Origin of the sequence: Candidatus Liberibacter africanus PTSAPSY (assembly GCF_001021085.1) — a bacterium.
GTDB lineage: Bacteria > Pseudomonadota > Alphaproteobacteria > Rhizobiales > Rhizobiaceae > Liberibacter > Liberibacter africanus.
Map to the genome: position 1 here is coordinate 417,068 of NZ_CP004021.1, position 13,184 is coordinate 430,251.

Below are 13,184 nucleotides of genomic sequence, written 5' to 3' on the forward strand. Positions count from 1 at the left end.
ATTCTAATTAACCTTTTAAAACAGGCACCTCCGAACAGATCCTTCATCATACATCCCATCGTCATTTATAAATAAAACCAATCGCACCTTTGTAATTATTACTCTCAATTTCTTCCCTAGTCCCATAAATCTTATTAACCCGATTAAGGAAAAAAGACTTGGAATCATTTTCAACTGCATAATGATCATCCGGACGATCTAAAGAATTCATTGCAACAGGTCGAACAAGGAAAGGAGTCGCCGAAATGAATATTTCCGCTTCTTCCCTAACAAAATCACTTTGCCTGAACAGAGCTCCTAAAATAGGAATTTTCGATAACAATGGAACCCCTTGCCTCGTTTGCTGTATATCATCTTTTAACAACCCTGCTAAAACTATTGTTCCGCCAGAAGGCAATTCAACAGTAGTCTCAGCTTTACGCAGACGAAATTCTGGCACCTTACCTGCACCAATACTCATTGAAGGCTCAGAAACTTCTGTTTGAATCCGCAATCCAATACGTCCTGGAGATAAAACAGTCGGAGTAAAAGTCAAAGAAACACCATATTTATGAGAGCTCAAATTAGCGACACCATTTCTATCCTGACTTTGATACAAACGCTCTCCACCAGATCTAAAACTAGCACTTTGGCCTGAAATAGCCGTCAAAGTTGGCTCTGCTAAAGTACGGATAGCATTTGCTCGTTCCAAAGAACGCAAAACACCCTCAAAGGCAAATTTATCAAGAAAACCCGCCACAGAAAAATTACTGAATCCTGCTTGATCAAAAAAAGCACCACCTTTCCCTGAGCCAGGAGTGGCAGAACGCATAATATTATATTGAAATCCTATTTGTTTTAATATTTCTCTCCTTACCTCTGCAATGGTAACTTTAAGGGTGACTTGATCTTCACCTGAAATATTTAATAGGTTAATTACTTGGCTACGGTTATGATTGCCCCCTATATTATTAACAGAACTCCGATGGTTTTTTGCAAAGTAAGTCTCAGCAAGTTCAACAGCTCTCTGAGAATCCTGAATATTACGCACGACTCCATGCAAAACAACACTACCAGAAACCATTTCAACATTGATTTTCGAATCAGGTATAAAACGTCGCAAAGTCGCCTCAAGATAGACAACATCATGTTCCACTGTAATATCAAGGTTCAAAATTTGCTTACCATCATGCCCGAGTAAAATAACATTCGCTTGACCTATATCTTTCCCAAAAAGATACATAGTATTTGAAGAATGCATAACAACATCTGCTTTACTTGGATCAGAAACTAAAACATCTTGTACAACGGATGGTACGCGTAAAATAACCACCTTATTTAAACCGACATTTAATCGTTTACTTTTACCTATATCCGCATAACTGATGTTAATGACAGTATTATTACCATCCTTAATTGGTGGCAAAACTGCCAACAAAGAATCAAAACTGAAGAGGAAAATACTAAGTATAGTAAATAATGTGCGTAGAAAATACTTCATTGTACCACCCCGTCAGCATCTTTATTAAAAATAACACCAGATTTGATAATTTGAATATCTCTCACCATCTGAGCTTCCCCATTAGAGTTAGCATCCTTTCCGCCCTTAAAATCTGCCACAGATCGCAATGCTAGTGACAACTTCGCAGCCATTTGTTGTGCCCCAATGAGCACACTTGTCTGCGCAGACGTCAATTCTAAAGTAGCAACAGATCCAATAAGAGCTACCTGACCACTCTCTGAATTAATATTTTGATCTATTGCAAGAACACGTATATTATTAAGAATCACTTCTACCTTCGGATGCCTTTCAGAAGACGAACGAACCATTAATATATCTACACGATCATTAGGCTTAATCATTCCCCCAGCTGCACTAGAAGGAGAAATATCGATAGAAAAAGCACGATTACCTTTTGCAAGAAGAGAAGAAACTCCGCCGTTTCCTTGTGACGTTAACCTCTCTACGCGGATCGGATCACCTTTAAAAATATGATCACGGACCATTAAACCCTCTAATTCGCTTATCGCATTAGGCCTGTGGACATCATCTATAAAACCATCGAATACATTATCTTCCGGTAAAGCAACCCATTCTAGAGAATCAGATGATACCATTGCCCCCATTTCTAAATTATACTTAGCCATTAAAACGTTAACAAACTTCATAGAAGGTTGAGAAACAATTTCGTCTTTTTGAACATGATGATGAGATACAAAATGCATTGCCACAATACCTGCTAAAAGAGCAAAAATACCTGACACAATCATACCCGTCATTCGAGTGAATTTCATTTATCTGCCTATCAAATAAAAAATAAATATAATTAATTAACTAATAACAACCATTACAATAACATAACTCAACCTAAATATGGTTAAAAAAATAAAACTATGAGGAAATCCCTATCAAAACAACTTTAAAAAAATATGAATCTGGATAACAAATTAACCCGCCTATAGATATCGCAATACCATAAGGGATTTTACCTTTCATAAGAAAACTTTTTGGAATAACAGCATAAAATAAACTGCTATAACCATTAATCATCCTAATGAGCAAAATGCCAATAGATAATACCCCCCCCAGAATAGCAACATAAAATACAAAGTTTAATAAAGAGATCGTCCAACCAAACCAAATAGATGTTGCCGTCAATAACTTTACGTCCCCTCCCCCCATAATATTAAATATAAATAAAACAAAACAAACAATAAAAACAAGCAAACCAACCAACAAATGTAGAGCTATTAAATGATACGCCATACCTTCCCAGAAAGCGATTAATATAAAAGAACTCATCATAACAATAGAAACCCGATTAGGTATCAATGCCTCGAAAAGATCAGTTAATGCCGCCAAAATTAGGCAAAAAGGAGGGATAATAAAAATAGCAGAAGCAATCATTTTACTCTTTCTCGTAAATTATATTTTAGTGCATGATTATGTACAAAATATAATCAAAAGGAACTTTATAATCTTGAATTGATAAAAATATCAATAAAAATATCAATAAAAATAATGAATATTATATAAATCAAAATATCCTTTAAACAAGAATATTTTGAAAAAATTTTTTATTACAACAACTAATATACACGGTATTTTATCAAAAATTACACAAAGAAATTCCTATACTCAAAATAAAAAAATAACATACCTAATATCATTCACATCCTAATAGTTTTTTAATAACATCAATCCCTCTCAGACGTATTAGTCATTATTCTATGTTAACCTTGAAAAGAATCATGTAGCAAACTTATTTTAATTCTTCTTACCAACATACTTTTACCTATTCTTTTTACCCCTCTTTGTATTATTCTTTCCATTACTCTTTGTATTATTCTTTCCATTACTCTTTGTATTATTCTTTCCATTACTCTTTGTATTATTCTTTCCATTACTCTTTGTATTATTCTTTGGAGGCGTATTTGAAGCTTTATTGGGTGTAGAATTAGAAGTCGATTGATCACCGATTCGAGCGCGAGGATGTTCCTGCCCTTGCAAAGCATTAGAAACCACCTTAAAATCGCCCTTCAATACTTCTCCAATCTTGGTAACAGCACTAAAAATCACCACAGCAATAAGAGAAACAAGCAAACCATATTCAATAGATGTTGCCCCTGATTCATCCTTTAAAAATTTTTGTATAATATTCATTGAAAATATTCCGAATTAAAATAAAACTAACTTTAAAAATTTTTTAATCTGCTATATCATATTTATTACATGCTGATGTATAATTTTAAAATTCAAATGCGTGTAAAATAAAAAAAAATTCAATTAATTTTATATGCCATAGAATATATCTAGAAAAACAAGATACAACACAGACACAATCAACATCTGTTCGCTATACTGGATTCACGAATTACTCTTCTACATTTTGGAAAGAAACAAAATATTCAACAAACAGACATATAAATGATAAAAAAATTCTGCTAAAAGTTAAATTTAAGATATTGCGAATAGTTACAATAACATTATGGTTGTCATTGTAACTATTGGCTATAAATTACTCTAATTTAGTTGTGAATATCCGCTAACTTGCTAGCAATATTTGAGAAAACAGTAGTCAAATTACTTCCAAGAGTGGTAACAGCTGCAATGATTGCTACTGCAATAAGAGAAGCAAGCAAACCATATTCAATAGCCGTAGCTCCCGATTCATCCTTTAAAAATTTTTGCATAATATTCATTATCATAAAAAAATATTCCCAATTTAAAATAAAATTACTTTTAAAAAAATTTTGATACGCTATAACTCATCAAAATAGGTTCGTACGTAATTTTAAAATGTAAATAGTTGTAAAATACGCAACACAAAACATATAATTAATTTATTATGCAATCTATCACTATTAAAAAATGAAAATAATTCTTATTTATCATTGCGTTACTGTATAAAAAGATATTGTGATAATACTGAGATGATTCCACCTAAAGCACCACTAAAAATCGTAAAAGTAATAAAAAACAGACACACTAAGCATCTGTTAACTATAATAGATTAACGCACTATTACTCTTCCTCACTTGGAAGAAAACCAAAATATTAAACACATATGAAGGATAAAAATACGGTTAAAAGTTAAATTTAAAATATTGCGAATAGTTACAATAACATTATGTTGTCACTGTAACTATTGGCTATAAATTACTCTACGTCTTTAGTTTTTTGAGGAATCCGATAACTTGGTAGCAATATTTTTGAAAACACCAGTCAAATTAGTTCCAAGAGTGGTAACAGCTGCAATGATTGCTACTGCAATAAGAGAAGCAAGCAAACCATATTCAATAGCCGTAGCTCCCGATTCATCCTTTAAAAATTTTTGCATAACATTCATTATCATAAAAAAATATTCCCAATTTAAAATAAAATTACTTTTAAAAAAATTTTGATACGCTATAACTCATCAAAATAGGTTCGTACGTAATTTTAAAATGTAAATAGTTGTAAAATATGCAACACAAAACATATAATTAATTTATTATGCAATCTATCACTATTAAAAAATGAAAATAATTCTTATTTATCATTGCGTTACTGTATAAAAAGATATTGTGATAATACTGAGATGATTCCACCTAAAGCACCACTAAAAATCGTAAAAGTAATAAAAAACAGACACACTAAGCATCTGTTAACTATAATAGATTAACGCACTATTACTCTTCCTCACTTGGAAGAAAACCAAAATATTAAACACATATGAAGGATAAAAATACGGTTAAAAGTTAAATTTAAAATATTGCGAATAGTTACAATAACATTATGTTGTCATTGTAACTATTGGCTATAAATTACTCTACGTCTTTAGTTTTTTGAGGAATCCGATAACTTGGCAGCAATATTTTTGAAAACACCAGTCAAATTAGTTCCAAGAGTGGTAACAGAAGTAATGATCACTACTGCGATAAGAGAAGCAAGCAAACCATATTCAATAGCCCCCACACCTTTTTCATCTTTTAAAAATTTTTGTACAACGTTAATCATAATAAAAATTACCTCTAAAAAATTAAATAAAATACGTTTAATAGCAACCATACTTTATGGCAAAGATCAATAGTCCATACAATAAAAAAATCACAAATGTGATATCAATCCAGTTGTTTGAAAATATAAAAAAAATTGTGCAAAACCGCTACAATCAACATCTAATCATAATATAAATAGATTCACGAATTACTCTCATGCACTTGGAATAAAAAACATCAAAATATCTCAATAAAAATCATATAAAATGCGAATAGCTACAATAAAATTGTAGCTATTCGCTGTAAATTACAACTATTCAATGTAAATAGAAATGTTGTTATTAAGATTTCTATTTCTTAATCTCGGTTACTTTGAGACTATCACTAATCCCTCCAAAAACCGCCTTTAACTTCTCTCCTAGCGCAATAACAGAACTAATAATCGCTAACCCCAAAAGAGAAGCAAGCAAAGCATATTCAATAGCTGTGGCCCCTGATTCTTCTTTTAAGACTTTTTTCAAATAACTGATCATGTATTTTGACTCCTTAATAAAGAAGCGCGCAAAACCATTCGCTATAAACTACATATTGACAAATACAAAATATTTGATTATCCAGTCCAATGGTAGCACACATGTTGTGTCTAGCAAGGGGAGATCATGATTTTATAGTTGCATGATGAGCACATATCGCAATTAACAGTCTTCGAACACCTATGCGACGTGATTTATCACCAACCGAGAAATCATGTACTGCCCCGTTTACTTTTTCTACCCTAAGTATTGTATATAAAACGTTTAAAAGACGTTAAAATGATAGAAAAAATAGATAATACTGTTTTATTTTAATACAATTAAACGCGCATTATTGGTGATTAATAGTCGTTATTTGTAACACAATTAGTAATCATTGTTTATATTTGAAGACATCCTTTGGGGAACATAGATATTAGTGTGCAAAAGATAATATCTGCAAATTTAGCGGTTGAACAGCTGGCTACATTAAAGATTCATAAACAATACTTAGCGAATGAATAATTTGATTTCTAAGAATAACATATATTCGTAAAACACGTAATTATTCGTTCAAATAGAAAAAAATATTAATGATATAGTATATAGTTGACAAATAACGTAATGGATTGTGTTATCAAAGAATCTTGAGAAATTTACCTCAATTTAAACAAAGAAGGTTTACAGTCTTTATACCTATATATTAACGTCTTATTTTATAAATTTTATTTTACAGGCTAAATTTATGGCAAATATTCGAACTACACTGGCTTTATCTATTTTTATTTTTATAGTAGCGCGCATTTATCCTGCTTTCCCGCAAGATCAAATCCAAAAAGCCCCTCCCCCAATACCAACACCAAACTATCCCATACCAGATAAAAAAATAATAAAGCAAAAACCTCCGCTACTCCCCACACACCGAAATCATCAAGAAGCAATAAAACATGCGAATCCAAAAACAAAAGTAAGACGAATACCACCGCCACATTCGCCAATCAACAAAACTCTTCCAACAAAACCCCACGAAAAAGAAGAGGCCAAGAATCTTCGTGTAGCAATCGGACAGTCACTTATATTGGGATTCAATACTAAGATCACAAAAGTAGTTGTCGGAAATGAGAAAGTAATAGATGTCTTAGCCTTGGAAACAGAAAACAGCGTAGTAGTTACAGGGAAAGAGATTGGAATAACTAATCTCATCGTTTTGGGGAAAGACAACAAGGTAATCCTTGATATAGAGGCGACAACGTTTGCAAACGAGAAAAACACCGTACGCGTTTACTCTCCGGGGAACAAAGCTTTTTTATCCTGTACGCCAAGATGCCTTCCTTATACCAACACTTGGAATGATATAATGACTAAATAACAAAAATACTAAAAGTATTCCCTTGCCAAAGAAAAATTCCAAATAATCGCCTTAACACGGCAATTGTTTGTAAATTTCTCTTTGTTTTTTTATTTAATATTTCACTTCTAATTATTATCAAGACTCTGGAACAATCATATTAAATAATAGATGCGCCAAATAACATCGGCTATACACGAGATACTCTTTTGAAATAACCTTCTACATTTTAAAATAAGCGTAAGATCACTTTTTGTCCAGTAATCCCAAATCTATGTCGCAAGTATATGCATTACTAATAATCTATTGAATCCTATTATTCATGTGAGAATAATCGCTTGTAAGAATAGTTTTCATAATTGAAATCAAAGTCTGAACACGAGATCTAAAATCAGGAGCCTCTAATAACGCTTGTTTTTCCTCTTCACTGAAAGGAGAAAGCATCGCAAGTGAATTCACTAGCACCTCATTACTCGCACCTTCAATACTTTCCCAATCCGATTCCAAATTATTAGCCGCTAAATAATTTCGAAAAACTTCCAACAAAGCTATCCTATCAACACCATCATTATCATGACCAATAAGATCAGACATAAATGGAGCAATATAAAAACAACGCCAAGGATTCAATTGATAGGATTCTTCTAATAATCGGAACCGACAAACGCCTGTTACAGTCATAACATAATGACCATCATCTGTTTCCACAAAAGATGTGATACGACCAATACAACCAATTTGGGATAAACGATTATCGCTATTTGTCAGGAAACCACTTATCGCTGGCTGCACTAACCCTATTAATCTATCCCCAGCTAAAACGGAATCAAACATAGCCACACATGATCTCTCATAAACGCTAAAAGAGAAGCGACTGCCTGGTAATAATAACATACCTAAAAGAGGGAAAATCGGTAATAAACATGGTAAGTCTTCACGATTTTTGTATACTGTATTACCAATTTTCATCAATATCACCACTCGCACATGCATATACCATTATTATAAAGAGTAATATAATAATTTAATTTTTTCACTAAAGAACGTATGATAGACACATCTATTATCAAAATACAAGGACTAGCAAAGTCAAAAACGCTATTGTATACAAAGTCAGGATGTTGTTGGATGAATTTTGCAAGATATAACATAATATCAAAAAAATGCGAACATTATGGATATAGTTCCTAGTATCATAAAACATAATATAGGTCTCAGAATAAAAATGTCAAATGATTGATTTTACGAAAGATTTTTAAAACATCATGATTAAAACGCCTTACTATTTAATTGATAAACAAAAACTTTTGAATAATTTAGAAGTAGTTTCACGTATTCGAAAAAACGCTGGAATAAAATTACTTCTAGCGCTCAAATGCTTTTCTACATGGGGAATATTTGACACGTTAAATCAATATATGGATGGGACAACTTCTTCATCTCTCAATGAGGTTATACTAGGACGTAAAAAATTCGGCGGAGAGACACACGCTTACAATGTAGCATATAAAGATTGTGAAATTGATGAGGTTCTCTCTCATTGCGATACCATAATTTTTAATGCCGTTTCTCAGCTGAATAAGTTCAAAAGCAAAGCATCTAAATTTAAAAAAAATATTGGATTGCGCATCAATCCATCCGTATCCTATTCCAAATTCATCCTTGCTGATCCAAATCGACCTTTTAGTCGCTTAGGAGAAAAATGCAAAGAAAAAATCGAATCTGAAATAAAAAATATTAATGGATTGATGTTCCACAATAATTGTGAAAACAAATCTTTTCCTTGTTTCAGTGCAATGCTAAAAAATATCGAACAAGAATTTGGTCACTTCATTTCCCAAGTTGAGTGGATTAGTCTCGGTGGAGGAATTCATTTTACAGAAAAAAACTACCCAATAGAAGATTTTTGTCGACAGCTCAAAGAATTATCAGAAAAACATTCTGTTCAAATATATTTAGAACCAGGAGAAGCTATTGTAACCAATACCACAACATTAGAAACCACTGTTCTTGATATATCCGAAAACATCAAAAACCTAGTCATTGTTGATTCCTCTGTCGAAGCTCACATACCTGATTACTTACTTTACCAAGAATCCGCAACTATGTATCCCAATACAGGCCCTTATACTGCTCTAGTATGCGGAAGATCTTGTCTTGCAGGCGACATATTTGGTGAGTTCAACTTTGCGAAACCAGTCCAGATTGGAGATAGAATATCATTTGAAGATGTTGCAGGTTATAACTTAAACAGGAAGAACTGGTTTAATGGAATAAATATGCCTACAATCGCAGTAAAAGATTTAAACGGAACAATAAAGACTATACGCGAATTTTCTTATGATGATTATTATAAAAATCTCTCCTGATAAGGGATACAATAGCAAATCAATACATCCATATATAGAGAAATTATACCATGATGAAAAAAAATGTTTTAATTATTGGGGCCGGAGGTGTTGCACATGTCGTAGCTCATAAATGTGCAGAAAACAATGACATTCTCGGAGATATCAATATCGCATCACGCACACTCCAAAAGTGCTCACAAATAGCTGAAAACATCCACAAAAAGAAATCACTGAAAGTTCCTGGCAATCTTACAATACACCAAATAAATGCTTTAGATATTGAATCATTAATGGGACTAATCAAGAAAACAAATTCTCAAATCGTTATCAATGTCGGCTCATCTTTCCTGAATATATCAGTGTTACGTGCCTGCATTAACTCAAATGTAGCATATATTGATACTGCGATTCACGAAGATCCTCTTAAAATATGCGAATCTCCTCCTTGGTATAATAATTATGAATGGAACATGCTTGATGAATGTCGTGCAAAATCTATTACTGCTATTCTAGGGATAGGATTTGATCCTGGAGTAGTCAACGCTTTTTCACGTTTAGCCAAGGATGAATACTTCGATGAAATAACAGATATCGATATAATTGACGTTAATGCTGGAAAACATAATAAATACTTTGCAACAAATTTCGATGCAGAAATCAATTTGCGCGAATTTACAGGAGTGGTTTATAGCTGGCAAAAAAACCAATGGTGCGTCAACAAAATGTTTGAAATAAGCAAAACATACGACCTTCCTATCGTTGGAAAACAGAAAGTTTATTTAAGTGGTCACGATGAAATACATTCTTTATATAAAAATATGAAAGGTGCCGATGTACGATTTTGGATGGGTTTCAGTGATCATTACATTAATGTATTCACAGTATTAAAAAATCTGGGACTTTTATCAGAACAACCAATAAAAACCGCAGAGAACATCGAAGTAGCGCCCTTGAAAGTAGTAAAAGCTGTATTACCAGATCCTTCTTCATTAGCAGAGCATTATCAAGGAAAAACCTGTATTGGTTGTCTAATAAAAGGAGTATATCATGGAGAAAAAAGAGAAATCTTCCTGTACAATATTTGTGATCACCAAAAAGCATATCAAGAAATAAATAGCCAAGGAATATCTTATACTGCTGGAACGCCTCCCGTGGCAGCCGCTGTTTTAATAGCAAAAGGAATTTGGGATGTTGGGAAAATGGTAAATGTCGAAGAGCTTCCCCCAAAGCCATTTCTAAGCGTCCTTCAAAAAATGGGACTTCCCACATCGCTCCGCATAAATAACACAGAACACTTGCTACAATTTGATGAATAAAAGATTCATCAATAGCTTCCTTAGCTCTAATAAAAATCTGAAAAAAATTTATTCTTATTTTTCTACAGCTACATTAAAATTAGATTTTGATATAAAAGACTCTTTCCTCGACGAGAACAGCTTTGAAAAGTAACGACGTAACTTCTAAACGCACATTATCACAAGAGCAACTCTTAACAACAGCGCTCTTTTATGCAGATTCTGGAGTCTATTGGCTTTTTGATGAACTTAGTCTTGATAAAGAAACCTACAATCTACAACAAAAAGAAAGCCCTATTAATACCATTACACAACCAATAGAAAATATTTTTCATGAAAATAATCCTTTAGTGCAAAACGCTTATTCAATCGCTAAAAAAGCTTGCTCATTGCACGAACTAAAATCACTCCTTTGTTCTTTTCATGACTGCCATCTTTGTAGCACGTCTCTTTCTACTATCTGCGATACAGAACACGACGAAAAACGCGACGTCATGATTATAGGTTATACACCTAGCGATAGCGATAATATTAGCGGAAAACCTTTTTCTGGAAAGACTGGGAATATATTAGATAAAATGCTCCAGTCCATCGATCTCATGAGACAGCAAACACATCTATCTATGATTTCCCCATGGCACCCTTCAGGAGACAGAAAACTTTCTGACATAGAAATGGAAATATGTCGCCCTATCATAATGAAACAAATTGAGTTTATATCACCTAAAATTATTTTTTTGCTTGGGAATAAGACGACTAGTTTTTTTTTCAACAACGGTGATAAACCAACCTATCAAAATCTTGGAGAATGGCGAGATATTCACATCCAAGATCGCATTATCCCAACATTAGCCACAGTACATCCCCAAGAACTTATTCAATATCCTCTTATTAAAAAAGCTGCCTGGAAAGTTTTGATCACCCTCAAGAAAACACTAAACGAATTATCATAAAGCATCCATCTCGTGAGATAATGCAATTTATGCATTACTATTATCCATTAATATCACTTCTTTTTTTGATGTTATTTATATATCATATTGCTGTGTTTATTGAGATTTTAGTGATAATAAATGTAAATTGACCTGTTTTTCTTTAGTTTATTAGATTTTTTATAATTGAATTTAGTAAAGCTTAAAATGATGAATTTTTTCGTTTTGTATATTTTTCACGAATGTAATAATTATTTTTAGTAGTTCTATATAACAATAGATTTATATAAATTATTTTCTATATCGTATATTATAGATGTTTTATATTTGTAGTAAAGAATTTTTTCGATTTTTTTCTCATAAATTTTCATAAACAATTTTTATAGTATGTTTTTATCGCGCATGAGGACACCTAACAAGGTGTCCTCACTTTAATAATTGCAAAAACGTTGCCTTTGTAAATCATATAAAACGCTTGGCCCTTATCTTAATATAAGCGCCTCCAGTAGATTTTCTCTATAATGCAAATCTATCCCCCAAGTATAAACGTCGCACATCTTGATTATCTATAATTTCTTTCACTGTGCCATGCGCGAGAACCCCTCCTGCATGAATTATATAAGCACGATCAATTAATTTTAACGTTTCATATACATTGTGATCTGTTATCAAAACACCAATTCCACGAGCAGCTAAACCTCGAATGAGAGTTTGTATGTCAGATACAGCAACAGGATCTACTCCAGAAAATGGCTCGTCAAGCAATATGTAAGAAGGACAACTAACAAGAGAACGAGCTATTTCCACCCGTCTTCTCTGCCCCCCAGATAGCAATGGCGCTAATACATGACGCAACTCGGTAATTTTAAATTCTTCTAAAAGGTAATCTAATCTTTCACGACGCTTTTTGGGGTCTTTTTCATGCACCTCCAAAGCCGCAAGAATATTTTCTTCAACAGTTAATCCTCGAAAAATAGAAGATTCTTGTGGCAAATAACTAATTCCAAAACGAGCACGCCTATACATAGGCATTTGGGTCACATCATTCCCATCAATCTTAATTGAACCATTATCCGCCGAGATTAAACCCGTTATCATATAAAAAAAAGTAGTTTTACCTGCTCCATTAGGACCAAGCAATCCCACAATTTCACCGGTTTTAACATCTAAATCTACATTTTTTACCACATATGCTGAATTATATTTTTTAGTTAAAGAACGTGCAGACAAACAGTTTTCTTGTACCATATTACTATGCTGAGATTCTCGCATCTTAAATTCCTAAT

Annotated in this window: 14 protein-coding genes; 4 read left to right on the top strand and 10 right to left on the bottom strand. The window is 32.8% G+C overall.

Translation table 11 applies throughout. The features are described from left to right. Positions 1 to 61: 61 nt before the first annotated feature. The 8 genes from G293_RS01920 to G293_RS01955 form a co-directional block, all read right to left on the bottom strand. Positions 62 to 1,480, bottom strand: coding sequence for a type II and III secretion system protein family protein (locus G293_RS01920; protein ID WP_047264076.1), 1,419 nt, complete (start codon positions 1,478 to 1,480; stop codon positions 62 to 64). Next, a complete protein-coding gene (gene cpaB, locus G293_RS01925) occupies positions 1,477 to 2,274 on the bottom strand; it encodes a Flp pilus assembly protein CpaB (protein WP_047264077.1) in 798 nt (265 codons plus the stop codon). The genes G293_RS01920 and cpaB overlap by 4 nt, the downstream gene beginning before the upstream one ends. A gap of 97 nt (positions 2,275 to 2,371) precedes the next feature. Next, positions 2,372 to 2,887 (bottom strand): A24 family peptidase, encoded by a 516-nt coding sequence (locus tag G293_RS01930; protein ID WP_047264078.1) that lies wholly within the window; start codon positions 2,885 to 2,887, stop codon positions 2,372 to 2,374. 384 nt (positions 2,888 to 3,271) lie between these two features. After that, positions 3,272 to 3,643 (bottom strand): Flp family type IVb pilin, encoded by a 372-nt coding sequence (locus G293_RS06045; RefSeq protein WP_052775011.1) that lies wholly within the window; start codon positions 3,641 to 3,643, stop codon positions 3,272 to 3,274. A 365-nt stretch (positions 3,644 to 4,008) separates the two neighbouring features. Then, on the bottom strand, positions 4,009 to 4,188 hold the full coding sequence (locus tag G293_RS01940; protein WP_047264079.1) for a Flp family type IVb pilin: 180 nt from the start codon (positions 4,186 to 4,188) through the stop codon (positions 4,009 to 4,011). 464 nt (positions 4,189 to 4,652) lie between these two features. After that, positions 4,653 to 4,835, bottom strand: a complete 183-nt coding sequence (locus tag G293_RS01945) for a Flp family type IVb pilin (protein ID WP_047264080.1) — start codon at positions 4,833 to 4,835, stop codon at positions 4,653 to 4,655. A 464-nt stretch (positions 4,836 to 5,299) separates the two neighbouring features. Beyond that, the gene (locus G293_RS01950) at positions 5,300 to 5,479 is read right to left on the bottom strand and encodes a Flp family type IVb pilin (protein ID WP_083965972.1); all 180 of its coding nucleotides are present in this window, start codon (positions 5,477 to 5,479) and stop codon (positions 5,300 to 5,302) included. Between the two features lie 331 nt (positions 5,480 to 5,810). Then, complete coding sequence (locus G293_RS01955; RefSeq protein ID WP_047264081.1) at positions 5,811 to 5,993, bottom strand: Flp family type IVb pilin; 183 nt, start codon at positions 5,991 to 5,993, stop codon at positions 5,811 to 5,813. A gap of 724 nt (positions 5,994 to 6,717) precedes the next feature. On the opposite strand from G293_RS01955, the gene G293_RS05420 reads away from it, so the two are divergent. Then, entirely contained in the window at positions 6,718 to 7,341 is a 624-nt protein-coding gene (locus G293_RS05420; protein ID WP_052775012.1) for a pilus assembly protein N-terminal domain-containing protein, read from the top strand. A 282-nt stretch (positions 7,342 to 7,623) separates the two neighbouring features. Here the strand turns inward: G293_RS05420 and G293_RS01965 are convergent, their stop codons facing one another. Then, positions 7,624 to 8,289 (bottom strand): LON peptidase substrate-binding domain-containing protein, encoded by a 666-nt coding sequence (locus G293_RS01965; protein ID WP_047264082.1) that lies wholly within the window; start codon positions 8,287 to 8,289, stop codon positions 7,624 to 7,626. A 296-nt stretch (positions 8,290 to 8,585) separates the two neighbouring features. Between G293_RS01965 and G293_RS01970 the strand changes: the two genes are divergently transcribed. The 3 genes from G293_RS01970 to G293_RS01980 all read left to right on the top strand — a co-directional run bounded on the left by G293_RS01970 (position 8,586) and on the right by G293_RS01980 (position 11,919). Next, positions 8,586 to 9,689, top strand: coding sequence for a type III PLP-dependent enzyme domain-containing protein (locus tag G293_RS01970; protein ID WP_047264083.1), 1,104 nt, complete (start codon positions 8,586 to 8,588; stop codon positions 9,687 to 9,689). Positions 9,690 to 9,742: 53 nt separating this feature from the next. Continuing rightward, positions 9,743 to 10,987, top strand: coding sequence for a saccharopine dehydrogenase family protein (locus tag G293_RS01975; RefSeq protein ID WP_047264675.1), 1,245 nt, complete (start codon positions 9,743 to 9,745; stop codon positions 10,985 to 10,987). A gap of 122 nt (positions 10,988 to 11,109) precedes the next feature. After that, on the top strand, positions 11,110 to 11,919 hold the full coding sequence (locus G293_RS01980; protein WP_047264084.1) for a uracil-DNA glycosylase: 810 nt from the start codon (positions 11,110 to 11,112) through the stop codon (positions 11,917 to 11,919). Positions 11,920 to 12,414: 495 nt separating this feature from the next. On the opposite strand, the gene lptB is transcribed toward G293_RS01980, so the two are convergent. Beyond that, positions 12,415 to 13,170, bottom strand: coding sequence for an LPS export ABC transporter ATP-binding protein (gene lptB / locus G293_RS01985; RefSeq protein ID WP_047264085.1), 756 nt, complete (start codon positions 13,168 to 13,170; stop codon positions 12,415 to 12,417). Positions 13,171 to 13,184 lie beyond the last annotated feature (14 nt).

Bases quoted from the DNA above. Each gene is read 5' to 3' on its own strand.
- G293_RS01955 (WP_047264081.1), bottom strand. From the start codon at position 5,993: ATGATCAGTTATTTGAAAAAAGTCTTAAAAGAAGAATCAGGGGCCACA.
- cpaB (WP_047264077.1), bottom strand. From the start codon at position 2,274: ATGAAATTCACTCGAATGACGGGTATGATTGTGTCAGGTATTTTTGCT.
- G293_RS01920 (WP_047264076.1), bottom strand. From the start codon at position 1,480: ATGAAGTATTTTCTACGCACATTATTTACTATACTTAGTATTTTCCTC.
- G293_RS01970 (WP_047264083.1), top strand. From the start codon at position 8,586: ATGATTAAAACGCCTTACTATTTAATTGATAAACAAAAACTTTTGAAT.
- G293_RS01940 (WP_047264079.1), bottom strand. From the start codon at position 4,188: ATGATAATGAATATTATGCAAAAATTTTTAAAGGATGAATCGGGAGCT.
- lptB (WP_047264085.1), bottom strand. From the start codon at position 13,170: ATGCGAGAATCTCAGCATAGTAATATGGTACAAGAAAACTGTTTGTCT.
- G293_RS06045 (WP_052775011.1), bottom strand. From the start codon at position 3,643: ATGAATATTATACAAAAATTTTTAAAGGATGAATCAGGGGCAACATCT.
- G293_RS05420 (WP_052775012.1), top strand. From the start codon at position 6,718: ATGGCAAATATTCGAACTACACTGGCTTTATCTATTTTTATTTTTATA.
- G293_RS01950 (WP_083965972.1), bottom strand. From the start codon at position 5,479: ATGATTAACGTTGTACAAAAATTTTTAAAAGATGAAAAAGGTGTGGGG.
- G293_RS01965 (WP_047264082.1), bottom strand. From the start codon at position 8,289: ATGAAAATTGGTAATACAGTATACAAAAATCGTGAAGACTTACCATGT.
- G293_RS01945 (WP_047264080.1), bottom strand. From the start codon at position 4,835: ATGATAATGAATGTTATGCAAAAATTTTTAAAGGATGAATCGGGAGCT.
- G293_RS01975 (WP_047264675.1), top strand. From the start codon at position 9,743: ATGAAAAAAAATGTTTTAATTATTGGGGCCGGAGGTGTTGCACATGTC.
- G293_RS01930 (WP_047264078.1), bottom strand. From the start codon at position 2,887: ATGATTGCTTCTGCTATTTTTATTATCCCTCCTTTTTGCCTAATTTTG.